The sequence below is a fragment of the Blautia sp. An81 genome (assembly GCF_002161285.1).
Taxonomy (GTDB): Bacteria; Bacillota; Clostridia; order Lachnospirales; family Lachnospiraceae; genus Blautia; species Blautia ornithocaccae.
Genome location: NZ_NFHH01000011.1, coordinates 103,426 through 125,856, shown reverse-complemented (window position 1 = coordinate 125,856; position 22,431 = coordinate 103,426). Strand labels below are relative to the sequence as shown.

Sequence of the window (22,431 nt, the reverse complement as noted above, 5' to 3'; positions counted from 1 at the left end):
TAAAGTATAACACGGGTACTTTTTGTCATTCAATCTATTTCTTACAACTGCACCGATTTTATGCGATTGTCTGCTTTGCTTTTTCCAGCATGACATCAGTTAGAAGTTCTTCCATTGTTTTGCCCTTTTCGGAAAAATGCTCTTTTACTACAATCTTTGTCTTTCCTCTGTTGCCAATGCCACACTTGCCATTTTTCTTTTGAATTGTTTTTACAGCATTATCAATAACACATACCCCCTTTCTGTAAAATCTTTCTAAGCAATTCAACGGCTTTTGTCATAGCCCACAGGAGTTCCACCTCTGCATAGTTCTTATGTAGCCGTACCCATTGCGTGCGACGCTCTTAATGCTCAAGCTGTGGCTGTACGGGAGTATCATTATCTGACAGTACAGGTCATGGCGATAAAAGAGGACAAATCTTTTACAAGAACACAAATAGGTTTTCGCTCGCTCTTGCAGGGGAAAGGTCGTGGCGTATTTGTTTCAACGGCTAGCTGTCTGTCAAACGTATTGAATTACTTTATTCAGTTGTCAAAGAACGATTGAAAGAAAAAAATCGTCTTTCCTATATATCGCGTTGGAAAAGAGGAGAAACGTAACCAAAATCCAAAACTTTTTCCATTATTAGTACAAATGGAACGGTTCATTTTGGCAATCAACGGTTGATTTTCTCCTTTTTCACTACTATCTGTACAGCAAACGTCCATTTGCTAAGTTTAAATGGAAAAATTTTAACTTCTTTTCATGCACCATATAGGGATAGAAAATGTCATTTTGCTAAGTTGATGATGAAAAAAGAATATTTTCCTTTTCACACCCTAACTACCCAAACCATACCGTTACTGCCAACAATAGAATGAAATATTTTCTTTGCACCATATAGGGAACGGAAACCTTAAATTGTTAAGTTGAGAACAAAGTATTTTCATCTTTTCACATCAACACTCAACTGCTAATGCCTGTTTGAATACAAAATGATGATGTTTTTCCTCTTTTCACAGAAGACTGTCCACTAATCACGAATTTCCGTCATTTTTTCAAAACTTTTTTCTTCTTTCACTTCATATAGGGACAGCAAGCCCCGATTTAATGACCTATTTTCAAAAAAAGTTTAGATTTCCTTTTCTCGCACCATATCTGTACGCAAGTAGCCATTTTGTTGCAGATTTAATAAAAAATTTATTTTTCTTCTTTCACTTCACATAGGGAATGAAAACAGCTCTTTGCTGACTAAATCTGAAATTTTTCAATTACATTAAAAAATACCGTCATTCTCTTGTGGAACAGCGGTATCTATACGTTCTTCTATGGTTGATTTCTCTAATTGTAATAAATGTTTATGCTTGTCTTTTAGTTCTGCCTGCTCAATCATATCTTTCAGTATCGTTGTACGATTTTCTCTGTCTAATGCCTGTACCATTTTTATGGTTGGTGCGACTTGTCTTTGTAGCCAATGCAACGCTTTTTGTAAAGTGTAAGGCTCTGGCTTTGTGGTTAAGCGTATCGGCTCTCTGTTTTCCCCTACAAACCATGCCCAATCATCATTTGTTATCCATTGACTTTTTGGCTTGTCGTCCTCTCTGTCAACAAAGCGGACATAATGATTGATGATAGAAAAAGCGGTGCGTTCAGCGTCCCGATAGGTCAGTAAATCTACAACCGCATAATAGGCTCGTTCGTTCTTCATGCGTATTTCAAAACGGTTCTTAATCTCCGTATCTTCAATTTCTGTGCCATTCTTGACATACTGCTCATAATTTTTCTGATAAGCACACATATATAATTCGCTACTTGTTGAACCGAGATATAAGGTTTCTCCTGTATTCTTTGGTAAATCGCTACCGCATTTTTCTGTACCGCTGTAATCTTTCTGCATACGGAAGTAGGAGATACATTCGCCAGCCTTGTATTTTTCCTTTAACTTTGGAATATCCAATATTCCTGCTTTATCATTGATAGCCAAATCAAGCCGTTTCATCACACCACCAGCCGTCATACAATCCAGCATGAAGTCATACCATGAGCGTTCCTGTGCCAGTAGATAACATTCCATTTGCCGACAGCCTTTGCCTTTCAGTTCCAATAAAACACCTAAATGCTCCTGCATGGAACACATGATATTGATGTCGCCAAGTACATATTTGCTTTCATATCCGTATTTTCCATAATCTTCATAAAGCATGTAATTAGATTTCAGTTGTAATACATCACGGATAATCGCCAATGCGTCCGTAGTAGGAAAGCGGACACGAAAGTAATCAATCAATAAGAATAGTGGTTCTTGCGGATTGAAACGCTCAATCTGTTTTTCTATGATTTCTCTTAATTCGTCATTCAATGGCTGTTTTCCTTTTTCAATGCGGTTGTAATATTCACGGCTGATACCACAGGCAACAGCAAGCCTTGTTTGTGTTACTCCGTATTCCTCACGCTTTTGTCTTAGTTCTTCAATAAAGTTTTTATCATTCATTCTTCAATTCCTCCAATCAAAAAAGGCAACTACCATAATTGATAATTGCCTGTCATTAAAAATCTGTATAGAAAAAGCAGTCAATCCTAAGACTAACTGCTTTGTGTGTATGGATATAAAATTGCTTCTAATCTTGAATAGGTATCCAAATTTCAATAACTGAATTATCACTATTCCAATGAAAACGATAATCGTATTTTTCAAAGTGTAGGATAATATCTTTTATAGGAATATACGATGTACTAGGAATAATTTCTTCATAAATCTTGCCATAAGTTTCATATATTTTATCCATAGCACCAATATGCTCCACAACCAAATATTTATAAGACGGTATTTCTTTATACAGAAAGCCCTCTGGGGTAATGGTTCTTTGGGGAATAGAACAGAAATAATAAAGTTTTCCATTTCTTCTTTCCATAAAAGCATATTTTACCCAATTTCCTGATTGTGAAAGATACGCTTTTTTCAAACTACTGTTAAACTTTCTCCAAAACTGTGTACTAATCTGAATATTCTTTTTTTGATAATTAGTCAGTTCTACTTCCTGCCCAATAACTGCAAATGCGTTTAATTCCTTTATAGAAAAATTTATCATTTTACCTTGTGAGAAGTGATAACGGTATAACTGTACGCATTTACCGTTATAATACAATTATCAATCGTTATATACCAGTTTTTTCCTTTTCTTGTGATTTCCGCATTAGAAAGGCTAATTTTTTCTTTGCACCATTCAATTACATTTTCTACATTCAAAGATAAGTTCTTTTTAATTCTAATAACGCCAAGTTCAGTTGTGTGAAGTCTTCCTAAGTTTTCCAGTAATTCATTTTCCATATTTTGATACCTCATTTTTCAGCAAATTTATTTGTATGTTTTATACCCCAATTATAACATTCTCATATCAGCACTACAATAAAAATAATTAAGCACCAATAATCTTATTGAACATCTCCAACCGTAAATCTTTCACACCATCAGTGATAAACACTGAGCTGACAGCAATTACGACAACTACCATAATTGCCTGCACTTAAATTTCTGCAAAAGAAAACGACAATCAATTTCTTATTTTTTGAAATCAACTGTCTTTCTCATATTTACTATTCAATTTTCATAGTGATATAGGTACAATTTATATCACTACTGTAAAAATGGGGTTTTGCCTTATAAATACAGCGTTTTCCGCTTGTTAGTGTATAGTGTTTCTTGTTTTTTGTGCCCCCCTTGTTAGATAACGGGGGCTTTGAACGGCTCGCAAGCTCGCCGAACCGCCGAAGCGAACCGCCCCCTTGCAAGCATGGCGGAAAAATCTTAAGGATTTTCCCGCCAACGTGGTCGGATCGCTCCGTCGGTTTAACAGCTTTTCTGTTTCTCTCTAGTTATCTACGCATATAAATCAAATCGGTTATTCCGTTATAAGTCTGTGTTTTACAAAGCCTTAACTTTATTTCCCTGTCTATGTTGCCCAAAAGACGAACCCCATTTCCTAACAGAGTAGGAATAACAGAAATGTAATATTTATCAATCATATTTTTGCTTACCAACTGCTGAACAAGATTTGCTCCGCCACAAATCCAAATATCCTTTCCTGCTTCTTGTTTTAGCCGTTCCAATAATAAAACAGGATTTTCACTTGTAAAATGAATTTGTTGGGAAGAATTGCACTCTTTATGTGTTAATACATAAGTTGTAAATTTATTATATACCCATTCTTGCGGAGAAAGTTCAGTAACAACCTGATGAGAAGTATTCCACCCCATTAAGACAGTATCTATATCTTTGGTAAATTCTGTATAAGTGTCGATGTTTTCATTGTCATTTCCATGACCATTTAGCCAAGCTACTCCACCATTACCGTCCGCAATATATCCGTCAAGGCTCATGGCAATAAATAAAACTACTTTTCTCATTTTTTCTCTTTTATAAATACAAACAGGAATTTATTTCTCTTTTTTACTCATAAGGGAACAACTGATTGCTACAAATAAACCCATTAAAATCCATGGAAATGCTGCTCTTATAAAATCACTAACCATACTTTATTCCTCCTTAAATTCCAATTTCCTTAGTTCTACAAACTGAAATTTTTGCCTATGAATGTATCTTGTTCTTTATACGCAAACAGGCTTCTGTGTGCATAATCCAATGTCTTGAAAACGGCATTTGAATTAGTCCACAAATATCTTTATTACACCAATAATCAATCAGCCAAATTGCTTTTTCATTGTCGTTTACTACATTCAACGATTCTAAGTATCCTTTTCTTTCTTTCGGTATTTTTCTTTTCAATTCATCATAAGATAACCGTTCAAGCATTTTCTCAGTGCTTTCCCATACTTCGAAAATATATAAATATAATTCTTCCAGATTAAGCTGTTTTGAAAAGTCTGCAATCTGCTGTTTCATGAGTTCATTTCCTGTTGTAATGATAGGTGAATTGATACGCTCTTGATAATTGCCTGCAAAAAATACTTGTTCATCTTCATTTATCACTGTATGCACAACTATATCTTCAATGCGGAAAATATGCCAAATAGAATAAGCAATCGTCTTACTATGATAACCATCAGCGTTTATGAAGGGGATTGAGTTAAAATCTTCTCTGCATAATTCTTCTTTGAAAGATACTAAGGTTTGTATTAACTGACTTCGTAAAGTAAGTAAAGTATCAATACCCCTCTTATAAGTATCTTTCTTTTTTATTTGTGCCTGCATTGTTTTATTAAGTTCAGACCATTCCTTATTCATATTCAATACTCTCTCAAATTCTGATTTTATCGCCCCATACAAATTATTTCGTAAACAATCGGCGTCAGGACAGAGGAAAAAGCAGACTACATTTAGAATGTATCTGCCCATTCCTCTGGACTGCACACCGATTTTTACCAATTGAACCAAATCGCTGCGCCACAGCCTTGGCAGGCCATCGCGCAGCGATTTGGTTCAACTGGAATTTGTCTTACAACAATTTATATATGCATAAAAAGCAATATATTTATGAAAACACCCTAAATCCAAAATTTACTCAATTCATTTTTTCCTTACATAAAATGTTCTCGTATATTTCACTTCCTCACCAAGTGTTTCCCCTATCAAAACTTCAAAATCATTGATATCAAATTCTGGAAAGAATGTATCTCCATCTTCAATATTTAAATCTACTTCTGTGATATACATTTTATCTACTATTTGCAAAGCTTCCTTAAATAGTCCATATCCACCAGATATGTATACATCTCGTCCTTTAGCCAATAATAATGCATCTTCTAATGATTTAACTGAAACTAAATTATCTCCTTGATACTCTGTTGTGGTGGAAACAACAATATTCATTCTATTAGGCAACGGATGACCGATTTCTTCATAAGACTTTCGCCCCATAATAACCACATTACCCGTTGTTAACTCTCTAAATTGCTTTTGTTCTCCCTTTATTTTCCATGGTATATTACCATTCTTGCCTATAACATTATTCTTTGACCTCGCAACAATCAAACCTATCATCTATTTCATCCTCCATAATATGATGTCGTACCTGTGATTCCATCAAGTGCACCACATCTTAACAAACTCAAAATTATCTCGAACTAACCAGCTCGACAAATTCCTTTTTTGTCTTCATCTGCATTATATCATATTGTTATAAGCATTGCCATTTCTTTTCTGCTTTTGAAAAGTTACTTATCAGCCTATGTTTTGTAAAGGGTGATATTCAGCATTTCTCACGCAACAAGCCCTTGACAAACCATAGACTAATAAGTTTTAAGGTAATCAAGCAGAAATGAAATAGTCTGCTGTTTCACGGCAACAAAAAAGAGATACCAACACACTTATGTAGTATCTCTTAGTCTAGTAGCAATATTCTTTTGTTTGCAAGCAGGTAAACATGGGCTGTTTCTTAATATCTTTTTGTTTGGGAAACACCTGTTTCCCATTTACTTACAGCTTTATCCGAGATAGATAATTTCTCAGCCAGTTCTTTTTGTGTATACCCTTTTTCTTTTCTTAATCGTGCAATAAAACTGCCGAATTTTTCCCGGTCTAATTCGTACATATCAAGTAACCTCCTCTGTATCTATAAAAACAGTATATAACCAGAGAAAAATATGTGCAACCGAGAGAGGGTAGAGTCAGAAAATACCGGAAAAACCGGGTAAACCAGCGGTAGAATCTTACAAAAGGCCGTTTCCGGACCTATGCATCCAGCCAATATTTTATTTGCCAAATCGTTCAAATTATGGTAGAATATGCAAAAGTATGGATAAGACCCTACGATATTTATATTTCTCAAACAAAATGTCATGTCAGTTCTGACTATAAATTCCAGATGATATTAGTTGAAAGTACGATTATTTGTGAATATAAAGAAAGGATTTTAGAATGAGAGAAAAGTATGAATCCCTGTCATTAGGGGCATTGAAAGAGATTGCAAGAGCCAGAGGAATGAGAGGACTCTCTTCGCTGAAAAAAAGCGAATTAGTGGAACGTATGCTCCAGGAAGATGAGAAAGACAAGAAAATGGCGGAAAAGAAAGAGGAGCATAAAAAAGAAGAAAGCAAGAGAGAGGATTATAAGAAAGAAGAGTCCAGGAGAGAGGAACATAAAAAGGAAGAGAGCCAGGAAGGAAGAGCCGTACGTGCGCCTATGGAACAGTCTGAACTGGACAGCGGCCAGAGCGTAACTGGTATTTTGGAAGTGCTTCCAGACGGATATGGATTTATCCGCAGTGATAACTATCTTCCCGGTGACAATGATGTTTATGTATCCCCTTCTCAGATTCGGAGATTTAACCTGAAGACTGGAGATATTTTAAAGGGAAATACCAGAGTAAAAAGCCAGAATGAGAAATTTTCTGCTCTTTTGTATGTAACATATATTAACGGATTTAAGGCCAACGAAATGCAGAGAATGAACTTTGAGGATATGACCCCGATTTTCCCAAATGAAAGGCTTTATCTGGAGCGTCCAGGCGGAAGTATGGCTATGAGGATTACAGACCTGGTCAGTCCTATCGGAAAAGGACAGAGGGGAATGATCGTATCTCCCCCCAAGGCAGGAAAGACTACGCTTTTAAAGGATGCGGCAAAATCTATTCTCCGGAACAATCCGGAAATGCATCTGATCATCCTTCTTATTGACGAAAGACCGGAAGAGGTAACCGATATGAAGGAGACCATTAAGGGCAAGAATGTAGAGATTATCTACTCTACCTTTGACGAACTTCCGGAACACCATAAAAGAGTATCAGAGATGACCATTGAGAGAGCAAAACGTCTGGTAGAACATAAAAAAGATGTTACTATCTTTATTGACAGTATCACCCGACTGGCAAGAGCTTATAACCTTACAGTATCACCCAGCGGGCGTACACTTTCCGGCGGTCTGGACCCGGCAGCTCTCCATATGCCAAAACGATTCTTCGGCGCTGCCAGAAATATGAGAGAGGGCGGAAGCCTGACCATCCTGGCTACAGCTTTGGTAGACACAGGAAGTAAGATGGACGATGTGGTTTACGAGGAATTTAAGGGAACCGGTAATATGGAGCTGGTATTGGACAGAAAGCTTCAGGAGAAACGGGTATTCCCGGCCATTGATATTGCCAAATCCGGAACCAGACGGGAAGACCTGCTTCTGACTTCTGATGAACTGGAAGCAGCAGAGATTATGCGTAAAGCTTTGAATGGTATGAAGTCCGAGGAGGCTACAGAGAACATTCTGAACATGTTTGCAAGAACCAGGGATAATGGAGAATTTGTCCAGATGATCAAGAAACAGAGGATTATTTAAAGCGCCCGGATTACCCTGTAAGTTTTTTATGTTGGGACTTGCATTTGAGGGGAATATATGTTACAATTTATGAGCTGTTTGAAATTGGAAAACGCATAAACAATATAAATTATCAAACTATAGAAGAGGTGAAAAAAATGAAAGAAGGAATCCATCCAAACTATCAGGAATGTACAGTGACATGCAACTGTGGAAATACATTTAAGACAGGTTCTACAAAGTCTGAGCTGCGCGTAGAAGTTTGCTCCAAATGTCATCCTTTCTATACAGGACAGCAGAAAGCTGCACAGGCCCGTGGACGTATCGATAAGTTCAACAGAAAATACGGCATGAATAAATAAGATGTAGAAGAGGTTGAGGTTTTCGGACTTCAGCCTCTTATTGCGTTTGGAGGAAAGAATGAAATCATCGAATATCGGCGGACAGGCGGTAATGGAAGGCATCATGATGCGCCATGGAGATGTTTATTCTGTGGCAGTACGCAAGCCTGACAAAGAGATTGAAATTAAGGTGGAAGATTATAAGAGTATCATAAAAAATAAAAAGATTCTGAGTCTTCCCATTATAAGAGGAGTATTTAATTTTATAGATTCTCTGGTGGTAGGAACCAAATGCCTTATGTATTCTGCCACCTTTTTTGAAGAGGAAGAGGACTATCTGAAGAGAAAGAACCTTCAGGGAGAAGAGAAGGAAAAGGAAGAGGCAAAAAAGGAAAAAGAAGACAAGGTGCTGATGACCCTGACAGTCTGTTTTTCTGTAGTCTTTTCTATAGCCCTGTTTATGGTTCTTCCCTATCTGATCGCCAGTCTTCTTCACCGGGTAGGGGCTACGGAAACCATTGTAACCATTGCTGAGGCAGTGGTAAGGATTCTGCTGTTTCTTTTCTATATGGTTCTCATATCTAAAATGGAGGATATACAGAGAGTCTTTATGTATCACGGAGCTGAACATAAGTGTATTAACTGCGTGGAACATGGGCTGCCCCTGACAGTGGAAAATGTGATGAAAAGCTCCAGATTCCACAAGAGATGCGGGACCAGTTTTCTCTTTTTTGTAATTATTGTGAGTATTATCTTTTTTATCGGCTTCTTTGCAGTGGTTCCTGTAAAGGCTATGTGGCTGAGAATTGTTATCCGCATTCTTCTGGTGCCGGCTATTGCCGGGATTTCCTATGAATTTATCCGGCTGGCGGGAAGCAGTGATAATTCTGCCGTGGCTTTTCTTTCAAAACCAGGTTTGGCCCTTCAGAAGCTGACTACTAAAGAACCTACGCCAGATATGACAGAAGTGGCTATTGCAGCAGTGGAGGCGGTCTTTGACTGGAAAGATTATCTGAGAAAAAATTTCCCTGAGACGGAAATCCCTGAGGAGCCCTGATATGGAAAGCTACAGAGAACTGCTGGATTTTGGTAAAAAATATCTGAACGAAAAGAAGATTGAAAACAGCCATCTGGATGCATGGCTCCTTATGGAGTATGTGTGCAAGATTTCCAGAAGCTGGTATTTTATCCATGAAGAAGAGCCGGTAAAAGACCAGGAAAGTAAGGCTTACAGGGAATTGATCAGGAAGAGAGGAGAGCACATTCCTCTTCAGCAGCTTACCAATGAAGCCTATTTTTACGGAATGAAGTTCTATGTGGATGAGAATGTTCTGGCTCCCAGGCCAGATACAGAAACCCTGGTGGAAGAAGTGCTGAAGGAACTTCCCACAGACCGGGAACTGGAGATTCTGGATATGTGTACTGGAAGCGGGTGTATTCTCCTGAGTATCCTGGCAAATCGGGAGAAAGCCATAGGCACAGGAGTAGATTTGTCAGAAAAAGCATTAGCCGTGGCAAGAAGAAATGGCCAGGACTGTCAGGCAAAGGCTCGATGGATCTGCAGTGATCTTTTTGAAAAGATTAAGGGAAGGTATGACGCCATTGTCTCCAATCCCCCCTATATCCGGACTTCGGTGATACAGGGACTGATGGAAGAAGTCAGGCTCTATGAGCCTTATATGGCCCTGGACGGCCATGAGGACGGACTGTTTTTTTACAGAAAGATTTTGAATCAGGCAGGGGAGCATTTAAAGCCAGGAGGGCTTCTTGCCTTTGAAATCGGATATGACCAGGGAGAGGAAGTAGCCTCTCTTATGGAAGAAAAAGGATATATACAGGTGCGGACAGTAAAGGACCTGGCCGGCCTGGACAGAGTAGTAACAGGAAGAAAAAATCAGGAGGAAAGATATGTTTGATAAGTTAGATGACATTTTAGTACGCCTTGAAGAAATATTAAATGAACTGAATGAGCCTACTGTGGCCAATGACACAGCAAGGTTTCAGAAACTGATGAAGGAACAGAGTGAGCTTCAGCCTATTGCGGCTGCATATAAAGAATACAGGGACTGTAAGCAGACCGTAGAGGACAGCCTTTCCATGCTGGAAGAGGAGTCTGATGAAGAGATGCGGGAAATGCTGAAAGAAGAGCTGTCTGAGGCTAAGAAGCGGATTGAGGAGCTGGAGCATGAGTTGAAGATCCTTCTCCTTCCCAAAGACCCTAATGATGAGAAAAACGTTATCGTGGAAATCCGTGCAGGAGCAGGAGGAGACGAGGCTGCCCTTTTTGCAGCGGAGATTTACAGGATGTATGTGAAATACGCTGAGTCCCAGAGGTGGAGAACCGAGATGCTTACTTTGAATGAAAACGGCATCGGCGGTTTTAAGGAAGTAACCTTTATGATCTATGGACAGGGAGCATATTCAAAGCTGAAATATGAAAGCGGCGTTCACCGGGTACAGCGTGTGCCTGAGACTGAAAGCGGCGGACGTATCCATACATCTACCATTACGGTGGCTATTATGCCTGAAGCAGAGGAAATTGATTTCCAGCTGGATTTGAATGACTGTAAGTTTGATGTTTTCCGTGCTTCCGGAAATGGAGGACAGTGCGTAAATACCACAGACTCTGCGGTACGTCTTACCCATATTCCTACAGGAATCGTTATTTCCTGCCAGGATGAGAAGTCTCAGCTTAAAAATAAGGATAAGGCCCTGAAGATCCTTCGCTCCCGTCTCTATGACATGGAGCTGCAGAAACGCCATGACGAGGAGGCAGAGGCCAGAAGGAGTCAGGTGGGAACGGGAGACCGATCTGAGAAAATCCGGACTTATAATTTCCCTCAGGGCCGCGTGACAGATCACAGGATTAAACTTACTTTGCATAAACTGGATTCTGTCCTTGGCGGTGATCTTCAGGAAATTATAGATCATCTTATTGCCGCGGACCAAACGGCAAAACTTGCCAACATGAACGAATAGTCAAAAAGAGGAGCTTTTATGGGCAAATCATTATTTATAGCAGAGAAACCCAGTGTGGCCCAGGAATTCGCCAAGGCCCTAAAGGTGCGTACCCAGAGATATGACGGTTATCTGGAATCAGAAAATACAGTGATTACCTGGTGTGTGGGTCATCTGGTCACAATGAGTTACCCGGAAAAATATGATGAGAAGCTGAAAAGGTGGAGCCTGGAGACTCTGCCTTTTTTGCCAAAGGAATTTAAATATGAAGTCATACCGGCAGTAAAGAAACAGTTTGATATTGTCAGCGGCCTTCTCAACCGGAAGGATGTGGAGACTATCTATATCTGCACAGACTCCGGGCGGGAGGGAGAGTATATCTACCGTCTGGTAGCCATGATGGCCCATGTAAAGGATAAAGACCAGAAAAGAGTGTGGATTGATTCCCAGACAGAAGAGGAAATCCTCCGGGGCATCCGGGAGGCAAAGGATATCCATGAGTATGACAACCTTTCTGCTTCTGCCTATCTGAGGGCAAAGGAAGACTACCTTATGGGAATTAATTTTTCCAGACTTCTTTCCCTGAAATATGGAAATGCAGTGTCCTCTTATCTGGGGACCAAATACCAGGCGATTTCTGTGGGAAGGGTTATGACCTGTGTCCTTGGAATGGTAGTCCGCAGAGAGCGGGAAATCCGGGAATTTGTGAAAACGCCTTTCTACCGGGTATTGGGAAAATTTGACCTGGGAGGCCATACCTTTGAGGGGGAATGGAGGGCTGTGGAAGGAAGCCGGTATTTTCAGTCCCCATTGCTTTATAAGGAAAATGGGTTTAAAGAGGAAAAAGACGCCCGGAGTCTTTTGGAGATTTTGTCGGCAAATTCTCCTCTTACAGCAGTGGCAGAGAAGATTGAGAAGAAAAAGGAGAATAAAAATCCTCCCCTTCTGTTTAACCTGGCAGAGCTTCAGAATGAGTGCTCCCGTCTGTTTAAGCTGAGCCCAGACGAGACGCTGAGGATCGTTCAGGAGCTGTACGAGAAAAAGATGGTGACTTATCCCAGAACTGATGCCAGAGTGCTGTCAACGGCAGTGGCAAAGGAGATATCCAAAAATATCAGAGGACTTCTGAACTATGAACATGCAAGGGAATTTGCAGGAGAGATTTTGGAACAGGGCAGCTATAAGAATATAGCAAAAACCAGGTATGTAAATGATAAGCAGATTACAGACCATTATGCTATTATCCCTACAGGCCAGGGGTTGGGAGCTCTGAAAAGTCTGGCTCCTCAGGGAGCCAGAGTCTATGAAGTAATCGTAAGGAGATTCCTGAGTATTTTTTATCCCCCTGCGGTTTATCAGAAGATCAGCCTTATATCTGTGATTGAAAAGGAGCGGTTGTATTCTTCTTTTAAGGTGCTGGTTTCCGAGGGATATCTGAAGGTTACCGGATATTCTTTTGGAAAGAATAAGAAAGAAGAGACAGGACAGAAAGTCCAGGAGGAAGAGCAGACAGAAGATACTGCCTTTCTGGAACTGCTTAAGGGAGTGAAAAAGGGAAGCACTCTTCCGATAAAGGAATTTTACATAAAGGAGGGAGAGACCTCGCCTCCCAAAAGATACACTTCCGGTTCTATGATCCTGGCTATGGAAAATGCAGGACAGCTTATTGAAGACGAGGAGCTGAGAGCTCAGATTAAGGGCAGCGGCATTGGCACCAGTGCTACCAGAGCAGAGATTTTAAAAAAGCTTATCACCATTAAATATCTGGCCCTGAATAAGAAGACCCAGGTGATCACTCCTACCTTACTCGGAGAAATGATTTTTGATGTGGTAAATGCTTCCATTCGTTCTCTTTTGAACCCAGAGCTTACGGCCAGCTGGGAGAAGGGACTGACTTATGTGGCAGAGGGAAGCATTACCTCAGAAGAGTATATGGTGAAGCTGGAAGATTTTATCAGAAAGCGGACCCAGGGAGTTATGGACCTTCGGAACCAGCTTGCCCTGCGGCAGTATTTTGACAAAGCGGCAGGCTTCTATAAAAAAACAGCAGCAGGGTCAGGAAGCAAAAAGACGAAAACCGAAGGGAAAAAATAAGCTTAGAGAAAAGATATATATTTTAGTTGGAAAAATCCTGCCGGCATAGTAAAATAGTAGAGAAAAGTCCAAAAAGAAAGCAGGTTGAAAAATGGAACAGTTAAAAATCAGTGAGCTTTACAGCGATTTAAGTAAAACTCTGGCAAAAGAACTTTTAGAGGGAAAAACCTATCCCTGGGAAGTGCTGCCTTGTATCAGCGAATTTATTGTAAAACTGGGGAATACTTTAAGTGAAGAAGAGTATGAGAAAAAAGGGGAGAATGTGTGGATTGCAAAATCTGCAAAAGTAGCTCCTACAGCTTACATTAACGGACCGGCTATCATCGGAAAAGATGCAGAAGTACGTCACTGTGCTTTTATCCGGGGAAATGCTCTGGTGGGAGAAGGGGCTGTTGTAGGAAATTCTACAGAGCTGAAAAATGTGATTCTTTTTGATAAGGTTCAGGTGCCCCATTACAATTATGTGGGAGACTCTATCTTAGGCTATAAATCCCATATGGGAGCAGGCTCTATTACTTCCAATGTGAAATCTGATAAAAAGCTGGTGGTTGTAAAAGGAAAAGAAGTCCGTATGGAGACTGGACTGAAGAAATTCGGCGCCATGCTGGGTGACGAAGTAGAGGTGGGCTGCGGTTCTGTACTGAATCCAGGGACTGTAGTAGGCAGCCATACGAATATCTATCCTCTTTCTTCTGTGAGAGGAGTAGTCCCCTCCCACAGTATTTACAAAAATCAGAATGAAGTGGTAGAAAAAATCAACGATTAAATCAAAGTTTCAGATTTGAAAAATCGCATATCGGATACAAAATAGTATCAGCAGATGGACAGGGTAAAAGAGATAGAAAAGATATTTCATCCCCTGTCCTTTTTTGTGATTGTACATATTCAGAGGAATGAAAGCCAGGCAGGCCAGAGGCTCCCAGAGAAGACAGAGACATCCTGCAACGGTCTTTTCCAGAGGATACTGATAGAAGACATAGAGGACGATAATCAGCACAATGCCTCTCCAGTCATAGTCTGCCTGAAAAATCCAGCCTGCGAAAATCCCTGCAGCTGCAGGAAGAATGGGCAGGAGAGGATGGATAAAACGGGCTTTTTCCATGCCCCATATCGTCAAAAGACCCAAAAGCAAAGTAAACATTACATTCTGGTAGGAAAACTCCAGAATACTGCTGTTAAAGGCCAGGTCAAAGGGAATTTCTGAGAACAGAGCAAAGAGGAAAAGCCGGAAGGCATATTTTTTTCTGTTGGAGGTGTGAAAAAATCCTTCTACCAGCAGAAAACAGAAAATCGGGAAAGCCAGTCGTCCAATGCCTCTCAGCACCTGGTCAATCTGAGAGCAGAAAAGACTGGCAGAATAGGAGAGGGCTGTAGGCAGCTGATTATTATAGGAATAGATTACTCCGTGCTCCAGGATTACTGCGCCTATATGGTCGATGAGCATGAAAATAAGAGCAAATAATTTTAATGTGCTTCCGGTAAAGACTGGGGGAAGCAGGCTTTTGCCCTGAAAAACAGATTTATAAGCAAACATAGAATTCCTTTCCGGAACATCCCGTAAAATTTTTGGAAGGTCCTGTAATATTTTTGTATAATTAAGAAAAATTATAACACATAGAGCTTTTGTATGAAATAAAATACCTGCAATTTCTTGCAAACTGGAAAAATTCTGGGTATCATATTGAGTGATAAAAAGAAAGGAAGGGTAATGACAGATGAGAGGATTAGATACAAATGTGAAAAGAATCCGCCGCAAGGTGTTCAAAGAGATTGCCAGGGTGGGATTTGAGTCTGAGCCGGAAACACTGGTAGCAGATATTGAGGCGATTCCTTATCATATCGTCCAGGAGAGAGCTACTTACAGAGAAAGTATCTATCGTGAGAGGGCAGTAGCCAGCGAACGTGTGCGTCTGGCAATGGGCATGTCCCTGAGACCAGAGAATACGGCAGTACATATTACAGCAGGGCTGGAAGCCAGCAATATTGACGAAAAGTATTATGAGCCGCCTCTCATGCAGGTGATTCCCTCCGCCTGTGACGCCTGCGAGCCGAAAATGTATGAGGTGTCCAATATGTGCCGGGGCTGTGTGGCCCATCCCTGTAAGGAGGTTTGTCCTAAGGGAGCCATCAGCATCGTTAAAGGAAAATCTATCATTGATCAGGAAAAATGTATTAAGTGCGGGAAATGTAAATCTGTTTGCCCTTATGACGCCATCGCAAAGAAAGAAAGGCCCTGTGCCAGGGCCTGCGGTGTCAATGCTATTGAAAGCGACGAGCTGGGAAGAGCAAAGATCAATAATGAAAAATGTGTTTCCTGCGGTATGTGTATGGTGAACTGTCCTTTTGGAGCAATTTCTGATAAATCTCAGATCTTTCAGCTGGCTCACGCCCTGAAAGAGGGAAAACAGATTATTGCAGAAGTGGCACCGGCTTTTGTAGGCCAGTTTGGAGCAGAGGTAACGCCCAGAAAGCTGAAAGCGGCTCTTTTGGAAATGGGCTTTGCAGAAGCCTATGAAGTGGCGCTGGGAGCGGATATTGGCGCTGCCTCAGAAGCTCATCACTATGCGGAAAAGGTAAGTACCGGAGAACTGCCTTTCCTCCTGACTTCCTGCTGTCCGTCCTGGATCATGATGGCCAAGCATTTCTTCCCGGATATGACGGGAAATATTTCTCAGGAGCTGACGCCTATGGTGGCTACTGCCAGAACCATTAAAAAGCAGTACCCGGATGCTAAGGTGGTCTTTATCGGCCCCTGTGCTTCTAAAAAGCTGGAGGCTTCCAGGACTGACGTACGGAGCGATGTGGATTTTGTAATTACTTTTGAAGAGCTGGCTGGTATGTTTGAAGCAAAGGGAATTGACCCTGCTAAATGTGAAGGAGATTCTTCCTTCCATAATGCTACAGCAGCAGGACGAGGTTATGCTGTGGCAGGAGGTGTGTCCAGCGCTATTGAGGCCTGTCTCCGTGAGTACTATCCGGAAGTAGAAGTACACATTGAACATGCAGAAGGCCTGGACGAGTGTAAAAAGATTCTTATGCAGGCAAAAGCAGGAAAAATTAAAGGCTGCATGATCGAAGGCATGGGCTGCCCCGGGGGCTGTATGGCAGGAGCAGGAACTATAGCGCCTTTGAACAAAGCCTCTGCAGAGCTGAAGAAATATAAAGCCAATTCTTCCAGACAGCTTCCACCAGCAGAACTGGCAGAAATTGAACTGGACTGATAAAATCTCAAAGAAAAATTAAGAAAGAGCCTTGGAAATGTAGGAATTCTTAACAGATTTCTTACAAGACCGAGGCTCTTTCTTTTAAAATCTTTAGAAAATCTTTAAGTTTGGTCACCTCTTTTCTTTAAGTCTATGCATTACCATAATACATAGATTAAGAAAAAGAAAAGGGGGAACCTTTATGAAGATATTATTAACAACAGATTGGTACAAGCCTGTGGTAAATGGTGTTGTGACTTCCGTAATAAATTTGAAAAAAGAATTGGAAAACCGAGGACATGAGGTAAGGGTTCTTACCTTATCCAGAAATTATAAATCTTACGTGGAGGAAGGCGTTTACTATATTAAATCTTTAAACCTGGAAAAAATATACCCAAATGCCAGAGCAGTCCTTCCTCATACAGAGCCTTTAATTCAGGAGCTGATCTGGTGGAGGCCAGATATTGTTCATTCTCAGTGCGAATTTATGACCTTTTCCTATGCTGCAAAAATCAGCAGAAAATGCCAGTGTCCTCTGGTACATACTTATCACACAGTTTATGAGGACTATATCCACTATCTTCCAGGAGGATTATCTCAGTATAAAACCGGAGCGAAAATAGAGAAAAAAGCAGTGGCATGCTTTTCGAAAATGGTATTGGGCAAGACCAGCCAGGTCATTGTTCCAACCAGTAAGGTAGAGAATATCCTGAAAAAATACGGCGTGGAAGAACCTGTTGCCGTAATGCCTACAGGAATTGACCTTGGCAGGTTCAAAGAGCCGGTTTCTGAAGAAGAGAAAAATGCCATGAAGAAAAAACTGGGAATACCTCTGGAGAATAAAGTTCTGGTCAGCGTAGGACGACTGGCAAAAGAAAAAAATCTGGAAGAGCTGCTGGAATACTTCTCCAGACTCATTAGAGAAGGAGCAGGGAAAAATCTTACATTTCTTATTGCAGGGGATGGGCCGGACAGAGAAAATCTGGAAGAGAGAGCAAAGGACCTTCAGATTACAGACCAGGTCGTATTTACCGGAATGATTGCCCCAGATGAGGTTGCCAGATATTATAAGCTGGGAGATGTTTTCGTATGCGCCTCCAGCAGCGAAACCCAGGGTATTACTTACATAGAGGCTCTGGCCTGCGGCCTTCCTGCACTTTGCAGAAAAGATGAATGTCTCAGCCAGGTGATCACAGACGGATATAACGGTTTTCAGTATGAAGGCTATGAGTATTTTAAAATGCATTTGAACTATATTCTGGAACAGGAAGAACGGCGTCTGGAAATGGGACGGAGAGGACAGGAAATTTCCAGCCTATATTCTACATGGAATTTCTGTACAGCTGCAGAAGGGATCTACAGAAGAGTCATAGAAGAACAGGAAAAAGACAGACACCAGGAACTTTTATCAGAAGAAAGAACGCCAGGATTCAGAGGCAGATGGAAATCCCTTTCCGAAGTCTGGACAAGAGGCATTATGAAGAGAGGAGCCTGATTGAATGAAACGGATTAATATGTTGTCAAAAGCAGATATGGTCAAGGGGCAGGGCGTTCTTTCCGCCCATGATGAACAGGTAGAGCTGGCCAGAGAAGTGATGAAAGACAGAGCTCTGATTAGGGAAAACTCCAGGGAAGCCAGTGAGATTACCCATTACCATTCCATAAATCCGGAATTCTATCTGTCTGCTTTCTGGAGAAGGAGACAGGGAGCCCTGGTGGGGTATGTACATTTCCTTCCGGAAACTGTGGAAAACAGCATTTCCCTTCCCAGGTTTGCCAAGAATATTTTTTATAAATATATGATTTCTTTTTATAAGAGAATGGATTATCTGGTGACAGTAAATCCAGTATTTATTGACAAGCTGGCAGATTATGGAATTCCCAGTGAAAAAGTTACTTATATTCCCAATGTAGTGTCAGAAAAGAATTTTTATCCTCTTGGAAAGGAAGAAAAGAGGAAGGCCAGAGAAAAATACGGAATCCGCCCAGAGGCCTTTACAATATTGTGTGCAGGACAGCTGCAGAGAAGAAAAGGAGTCTTTGATTTCCTGGATGTGGCAGAAAAAATGCCGGAGTGTCAGTTTGTGTGGGCAGGAGGCTTTTCTTTCGGAAAGATTTCTGAGGGGTACGAGGAAATTAAAGCCAGAATGGAAAACCTTCCGGAAAACGTAAAATTTCTGGGACTGGTAGACAGGGAAGAAATGAACCAGATTTATAATATGGCAGATGTGATGTTCCTTCCCTCTTATGAAGAACTGTTTCCTATGACAATCCTGGAAGCTATGAATTGCGGTATCCCTATCCTGGTCAGGGATCTGGATATCTATCAGCCCATATTGTTTGATTATGTCCTCCGGGGACAGGACCAGGAAATGTTTATCAGGACTTTGGAAAAACTGAAAGAGAATCGGCAATTCTATGAGAAAAATGCAGAACTTGCTTTTACCGGACACAAATTTTACAGCCGGGAACATGTGGGAAATATGTGGGAGAGTTTCTATGAGAAAATTTTTCAGGAAGAACAGGCAAGGAAGAGAGAAAAAAACAGAGGGGATGCCCCAAACAGGAGAGTAGTTTTATGGGAAAACAAAAAACAGCAGTATATTTAAATATATGTACCCTTTTAGGACTGGCGGCTATGGCTCTGTTTATCTGGTATGGTATCCGCACAGGAATCTTTGTCTCAGCAGAGTCTCTGGAGGCTTTTCTGGGAAAGTTCGGACTGTGGGCGCCGGTGTGCTTTGTGCTTATTCAGTGCGTCCAGGTGGTGATACCGATACTTCCGGGAGCTATCGGCTGTCTGGGCGGCGTTTTGATCTTCGGTCCGGTATGGGGATTTGTATATAATTATGTGGGAATTTCCATGGGCTCCATACTGGCCTTTGTACTCTCTAAAAGATATGGAAAATCCTTTGTTCAGCATATGATCGGAGAGAAAAACTACAAGAAATATATTGGCTGGCTGGATAAGGGAACAGCCTTTGACAAGGCTTTTGCCGCCGCTATTTTCTTCCCGGTGGCTCCTGATGATCTTTTGTGCTATATTGCAGGTCTGACGAAAATGACTCTGAGAAAATTTACTCTTATCATTATTCTGGGAAAGCCAGGTTCCATATTTTTGTATAGTCTGGGACTTACCAGCATTACCCAGCTTATACAGCATTTTCTCTAGATAAAAGGGAGTGCAGTGTTTAACGGATACCTTTTCATGTACGCTAAACACTGCGCTCCCTTTATAAGTTTATGATAAAACAAGTAAGTTTAGATTTCTGTGAAAGAGAATCTTTCTTTCAGCCCGTTGGTTACCACATCATAAACAATAGCGCCGCTTTCCAGCTCGGTTTTTTCACAGGTGGCCGCTTTGCTGATATGGGTTCTCATGTATTCATCCAGGTTGTCTGTCTCAATTTCTGAAATATCAGAATCCATTTTGCCTCGGCACATGTCGCTGATTTCATGAATCATTTCATAAGTTTTCATACAAAATACCTCCTTTTCTTGAGAAAAACTAAAAAATAATATAATAAAGATGTTGTTTTACTTATTTTAGCATTATTTTATGGGATTTGCCAGGGGGATTCAAAAAATCATGAACCCCAGACTAGAAGTATTCAGCTATATATCATAGAACAGTTGCAAAAACTATGGAAATCGAAAAAAATAGGTCTGGATTTTTTTGTCACTTTGTGAGAAAATGTTTGTGAATAAGGTGTCGTATACGGCGCACTTTAAGTAATTTATACTTGAAAGGAGTTTTAAAATGATTTATTCACATGAAGTAGAAAAAATGTGTCCAGTAGCTCAGGGTGTGAACCACGGAGCAGCTCCAATCCCAGAAGAAGCAAAATGGGTAAAAGCAAAAGAAATCAAAGACATTTCAGGTTTAACACATGGCGTTGGCTGGTGTGCTCCTCAGCAGGGTGCATGTAAGCTGACTCTGAATGTTAAGGACGGAATCATTCAGGAAGCCTTAGTTGAGACACTGGGATGCTCAGGTATGACTCATTCAGCAGCCATGGCTTCTGAGATTTTACCAGGAAGAACTATTCTGGAAGCGTTAAATACAGACCTTGTTTGTGACGCAATCAATACAGCTATGAGAGAATTATTCCTGCAGATCGTTTACGGACGTACACAGAGCGCATTCTCTGAAGACGGACTTCCAATCGGAGCAGGTCTGGAAGACTTAGGAAAAGGTCTGAGATCCCAGGTTGGTACTATGTACGGAACATTAAAGAAAGGTCCTCGTTATCTGGAAATGGCTGAAGGCTACGTTACAGGAATCGCATTAGACGAAGATGACCAGATCATCGGTTATAAATTCGTAAACCTTGGCAAACTCACAGATTTCATCAAGAAAGGTGACGAGCCAAACGTAGCTTGGGAAAAAGCACAGGGACAGTACGGACGTGTTGCTGACGCTGTTAAGATCATTGACCCAAGAGAAGAGTAATGAGACGAAACGCAGCAAAAGGTAATGATTATAGGAGGATTTCATAATGGCTTTATTTGAATCATATGAAAGAAGAATTGACAAGATCAATCAGGTTTTAAATAGCTATGGTATTGCTTCCATCGAAGAAGCTGAAAAAATTACAAAAGACGCCGGGTTAAACGTATACGATATGGTAAAAGGCATTCAGCCAATCTGCTTTGAAAACGCATGCTGGGCTTACATCGTAGGCGCTGCTATCGCTATCAAGAAAGACTGCAAGAGAGCGGCAGATGCAGCAGCAGCTATCGGCGAAGGTCTTCAGGCTTTCTGTATTCCAGGTTCTGTAGCAGATCAGCGTAAAGTAGGTCTGGGACATGGTAACTTAGGAAAAATGCTTCTGGAAGAAGACACAGACTGCTTCTGTTTCCTGGCAGGACATGAATCTTTCGCAGCAGCAGAAGGCGCTATCGGTATTGCTGAGAAAGCAAACAAAGTTCGTCAGAAACCACTGCGTGTTATCTTAAACGGTCTTGGAAAAGACGCTGCACAGATCATCGCGCGTATCAACGGATTTACATATGTTGAGACAGATTACGATTACTACACAGGAGAGCTGAAAGAAGTATTCCGTAAGGCATACTCTGACGGACCTCGTGCAAAAGTAAACTGCTACGGAGCAAACGACGTTCGTGAAGGTGTTGCTATCATGTGGAAGGAAGGCGTTGACGTTTCCATTACAGGTAACTCCACAAACCCAACACGTTTCCAGCATCCAGTTGCAGGTACTTACAAGAAAGAGTGCGTAGAGGCTGGAAAGAAATACTTCTCCGTTGCTTCTGGCGGCGGTACAGGACGTACACTGCATCCAGACAATATGGCAGCAGGTCCTGCTTCCTATGGTATGACAGATACATTAGGACGTATGCATTCTGACGCTCAGTTTGCAGGTTCTTCTTCTGTACCTGCACACGTTGAGATGATGGGTCTCATCGGCGCAGGAAACAACCCAATGGTTGGTATGACAGTAGCTGTTGCAGTTGCTATTGAGGAAGCTGCTAAGGCTGGAAAATTCTAAGAAATATTAAAAAAATAAGGGCTTCCGTTGATATGAAAAGTCGACGGAAGCCCTAAATTTTGCCGTGTAATACACAAATTTTCGT

Annotated in this window: 21 protein-coding genes and 2 pseudogenes; 13 read left to right on the top strand and 10 right to left on the bottom strand. The window is 40.9% G+C overall.

Translation table 11 applies throughout. The features are described from left to right. Positions 1-58: 58 nt before the first annotated feature. The 8 genes and pseudogenes from B5G33_RS11325 to B5G33_RS11285 all read right to left on the bottom strand — a co-directional run. Positions 59-268 carry a hypothetical protein gene (locus B5G33_RS11325; RefSeq protein ID WP_002303258.1) on the bottom strand — a complete coding sequence of 70 codons (210 nt, stop codon included), beginning with the start codon at positions 266-268 and terminating at the stop codon, positions 59-61. A 988-nt stretch (positions 269-1,256) separates the two neighbouring features. After that, positions 1,257-2,471: an XRE family transcriptional regulator gene (locus B5G33_RS11315; RefSeq protein WP_002323151.1), complete on the bottom strand. Its 1,215-nt coding sequence runs from the start codon at positions 2,469-2,471 to the stop codon at positions 1,257-1,259. A 127-nt stretch (positions 2,472-2,598) separates the two neighbouring features. Continuing rightward, positions 2,599-3,069, bottom strand: coding sequence for a GyrI-like domain-containing protein (locus B5G33_RS11310; RefSeq protein WP_002303261.1), 471 nt, complete (start codon positions 3,067-3,069; stop codon positions 2,599-2,601). Continuing rightward, complete coding sequence (locus tag B5G33_RS11305) at positions 3,066-3,308, bottom strand: DUF3781 domain-containing protein (RefSeq protein ID WP_002587847.1); 243 nt, start codon at positions 3,306-3,308, stop codon at positions 3,066-3,068. The genes B5G33_RS11310 and B5G33_RS11305 overlap by 4 nt, the downstream gene beginning before the upstream one ends. A gap of 545 nt (positions 3,309-3,853) precedes the next feature. Continuing rightward, positions 3,854-4,384, bottom strand: coding sequence for a dihydrofolate reductase family protein (locus tag B5G33_RS11300; protein ID WP_002303421.1), 531 nt, complete (start codon positions 4,382-4,384; stop codon positions 3,854-3,856). A 181-nt stretch (positions 4,385-4,565) separates the two neighbouring features. Then, on the bottom strand, positions 4,566-5,222 hold the full coding sequence (locus tag B5G33_RS11295; protein WP_002303420.1) for a hypothetical protein: 657 nt from the start codon (positions 5,220-5,222) through the stop codon (positions 4,566-4,568). 260 nt (positions 5,223-5,482) lie between these two features. Then, positions 5,483-5,978: pseudogene (gene dfrF, locus B5G33_RS11290) on the bottom strand (trimethoprim-resistant dihydrofolate reductase DfrF). A gap of 412 nt (positions 5,979-6,390) precedes the next feature. Then, a pseudogene (locus B5G33_RS11285) lies at positions 6,391-6,528 on the bottom strand (helix-turn-helix domain-containing protein); the annotation flags it as partial. 326 nt (positions 6,529-6,854) lie between these two features. Between B5G33_RS11285 and rho the strand changes: the two are divergent. From rho to B5G33_RS11250, 7 genes are all read left to right on the top strand, one after another. After that, the gene (rho, locus tag B5G33_RS11280; protein WP_087274689.1) at positions 6,855-8,261 is read left to right on the top strand and encodes a transcription termination factor Rho; all 1,407 of its coding nucleotides are present in this window, start codon (positions 6,855-6,857) and stop codon (positions 8,259-8,261) included. 137 nt (positions 8,262-8,398) lie between these two features. Beyond that, positions 8,399-8,602: a 50S ribosomal protein L31 gene (gene rpmE / locus B5G33_RS11275; RefSeq protein WP_087274691.1), complete on the top strand. Its 204-nt coding sequence runs from the start codon at positions 8,399-8,401 to the stop codon at positions 8,600-8,602. A gap of 58 nt (positions 8,603-8,660) precedes the next feature. Next, the gene (locus B5G33_RS11270) at positions 8,661-9,638 is read left to right on the top strand and encodes a DUF1385 domain-containing protein (RefSeq protein ID WP_087417717.1); all 978 of its coding nucleotides are present in this window, start codon (positions 8,661-8,663) and stop codon (positions 9,636-9,638) included. A gap of 1 nt (position 9,639) precedes the next feature. Beyond that, positions 9,640-10,497, top strand: a complete 858-nt coding sequence (gene prmC / locus B5G33_RS11265; protein WP_087417716.1) for a peptide chain release factor N(5)-glutamine methyltransferase — start codon at positions 9,640-9,642, stop codon at positions 10,495-10,497. Next, positions 10,490-11,560: a peptide chain release factor 1 gene (gene prfA / locus B5G33_RS11260; RefSeq protein WP_087417715.1), complete on the top strand. Its 1,071-nt coding sequence runs from the start codon at positions 10,490-10,492 to the stop codon at positions 11,558-11,560. The genes prmC and prfA overlap by 8 nt, the downstream gene beginning before the upstream one ends. 18 nt (positions 11,561-11,578) lie before the next feature. Next, on the top strand, positions 11,579-13,633 hold the full coding sequence (locus tag B5G33_RS11255; RefSeq protein WP_087417714.1) for a DNA topoisomerase: 2,055 nt from the start codon (positions 11,579-11,581) through the stop codon (positions 13,631-13,633). A gap of 91 nt (positions 13,634-13,724) precedes the next feature. Next, positions 13,725-14,399 (top strand): acyltransferase, encoded by a 675-nt coding sequence (locus B5G33_RS11250; RefSeq protein ID WP_087274701.1) that lies wholly within the window; start codon positions 13,725-13,727, stop codon positions 14,397-14,399. Between the two features lie 9 nt (positions 14,400-14,408). Here B5G33_RS11250 and B5G33_RS11245 read toward each other — a convergent pair whose 3' ends face one another. Then, positions 14,409-15,167, bottom strand: coding sequence for a TraX family protein (locus B5G33_RS11245; RefSeq protein WP_087274704.1), 759 nt, complete (start codon positions 15,165-15,167; stop codon positions 14,409-14,411). A 181-nt stretch (positions 15,168-15,348) separates the two neighbouring features. Here B5G33_RS11245 and B5G33_RS11240 point away from each other — a divergent pair, with 181 nt between their 5' ends. The 4 genes from B5G33_RS11240 to B5G33_RS11225 all read left to right on the top strand — a co-directional run bounded on the left by B5G33_RS11240 (position 15,349) and on the right by B5G33_RS11225 (position 20,008). Further along, a complete protein-coding gene (locus B5G33_RS11240) occupies positions 15,349-16,854 on the top strand; it encodes a 4Fe-4S dicluster domain-containing protein (protein ID WP_087274706.1) in 1,506 nt (501 codons plus the stop codon). A 184-nt stretch (positions 16,855-17,038) separates the two neighbouring features. Further along, the gene (locus B5G33_RS11235; protein ID WP_087274708.1) at positions 17,039-18,331 is read left to right on the top strand and encodes a glycosyltransferase family 4 protein; all 1,293 of its coding nucleotides are present in this window, start codon (positions 17,039-17,041) and stop codon (positions 18,329-18,331) included. Between the two features lie 4 nt (positions 18,332-18,335). Then, entirely contained in the window at positions 18,336-19,445 is a 1,110-nt protein-coding gene (locus B5G33_RS11230; RefSeq protein ID WP_087417713.1) for a glycosyltransferase family 4 protein, read from the top strand. Then, positions 19,415-20,008 (top strand): TVP38/TMEM64 family protein, encoded by a 594-nt coding sequence (locus B5G33_RS11225; RefSeq protein WP_087417712.1) that lies wholly within the window; start codon positions 19,415-19,417, stop codon positions 20,006-20,008. The genes B5G33_RS11230 and B5G33_RS11225 overlap by 31 nt, the downstream gene beginning before the upstream one ends. An 89-nt stretch (positions 20,009-20,097) precedes the next feature. Here B5G33_RS11225 and B5G33_RS11220 read toward each other — a convergent pair whose 3' ends face one another. Next, positions 20,098-20,316 carry an acyl-ACP--UDP-N- acetylglucosamine O-acyltransferase gene (locus B5G33_RS11220; RefSeq protein ID WP_087274714.1) on the bottom strand — a complete coding sequence of 73 codons (219 nt, stop codon included), beginning with the start codon at positions 20,314-20,316 and terminating at the stop codon, positions 20,098-20,100. A gap of 280 nt (positions 20,317-20,596) precedes the next feature. On the opposite strand from B5G33_RS11220, the gene B5G33_RS11215 reads away from it, so the two are divergent. Next, positions 20,597-21,289, top strand: a complete 693-nt coding sequence (locus B5G33_RS11215; RefSeq protein WP_087274715.1) for an iron-sulfur cluster assembly scaffold protein — start codon at positions 20,597-20,599, stop codon at positions 21,287-21,289. 46 nt (positions 21,290-21,335) lie between these two features. Next, positions 21,336-22,346 carry a GGGtGRT protein gene (locus B5G33_RS11210; protein ID WP_087274717.1) on the top strand — a complete coding sequence of 337 codons (1,011 nt, stop codon included), beginning with the start codon at positions 21,336-21,338 and terminating at the stop codon, positions 22,344-22,346. Positions 22,347-22,431 lie beyond the last annotated feature (85 nt).

Coding starts and splice junctions, on each gene's coding strand:
- prmC (WP_087417716.1), top strand. CDS start 9,640: ATGGAAAGCTACAGAGAACTGCTGGATTTTGGTAAAAAATATCTGAAC.
- rpmE (WP_087274691.1), top strand. CDS start 8,399: ATGAAAGAAGGAATCCATCCAAACTATCAGGAATGTACAGTGACATGC.
- B5G33_RS11270 (WP_087417717.1), top strand. CDS start 8,661: ATGAAATCATCGAATATCGGCGGACAGGCGGTAATGGAAGGCATCATG.
- rho (WP_087274689.1), top strand. CDS start 6,855: ATGAGAGAAAAGTATGAATCCCTGTCATTAGGGGCATTGAAAGAGATT.
- B5G33_RS11250 (WP_087274701.1), top strand. CDS start 13,725: ATGGAACAGTTAAAAATCAGTGAGCTTTACAGCGATTTAAGTAAAACT.
- B5G33_RS11315 (WP_002323151.1), bottom strand. CDS start 2,471: ATGAATGATAAAAACTTTATTGAAGAACTAAGACAAAAGCGTGAGGAA.
- B5G33_RS11245 (WP_087274704.1), bottom strand. CDS start 15,167: ATGTTTGCTTATAAATCTGTTTTTCAGGGCAAAAGCCTGCTTCCCCCA.
- B5G33_RS11300 (WP_002303421.1), bottom strand. CDS start 4,384: ATGAGAAAAGTAGTTTTATTTATTGCCATGAGCCTTGACGGATATATT.
- B5G33_RS11230 (WP_087417713.1), top strand. CDS start 18,336: ATGAAACGGATTAATATGTTGTCAAAAGCAGATATGGTCAAGGGGCAG.
- B5G33_RS11310 (WP_002303261.1), bottom strand. CDS start 3,069: ATGATAAATTTTTCTATAAAGGAATTAAACGCATTTGCAGTTATTGGG.
- B5G33_RS11225 (WP_087417712.1), top strand. CDS start 19,415: ATGGGAAAACAAAAAACAGCAGTATATTTAAATATATGTACCCTTTTA.
- B5G33_RS11215 (WP_087274715.1), top strand. CDS start 20,597: ATGATTTATTCACATGAAGTAGAAAAAATGTGTCCAGTAGCTCAGGGT.
- B5G33_RS11305 (WP_002587847.1), bottom strand. CDS start 3,308: ATGGAAAATGAATTACTGGAAAACTTAGGAAGACTTCACACAACTGAA.
- B5G33_RS11235 (WP_087274708.1), top strand. CDS start 17,039: ATGAAGATATTATTAACAACAGATTGGTACAAGCCTGTGGTAAATGGT.
- B5G33_RS11210 (WP_087274717.1), top strand. CDS start 21,336: ATGGCTTTATTTGAATCATATGAAAGAAGAATTGACAAGATCAATCAG.
- B5G33_RS11220 (WP_087274714.1), bottom strand. CDS start 20,316: ATGAAAACTTATGAAATGATTCATGAAATCAGCGACATGTGCCGAGGC.
- B5G33_RS11295 (WP_002303420.1), bottom strand. CDS start 5,222: ATGAATAAGGAATGGTCTGAACTTAATAAAACAATGCAGGCACAAATA.
- B5G33_RS11240 (WP_087274706.1), top strand. CDS start 15,349: ATGAGAGGATTAGATACAAATGTGAAAAGAATCCGCCGCAAGGTGTTC.
- prfA (WP_087417715.1), top strand. CDS start 10,490: ATGTTTGATAAGTTAGATGACATTTTAGTACGCCTTGAAGAAATATTA.
- B5G33_RS11255 (WP_087417714.1), top strand. CDS start 11,579: ATGGGCAAATCATTATTTATAGCAGAGAAACCCAGTGTGGCCCAGGAA.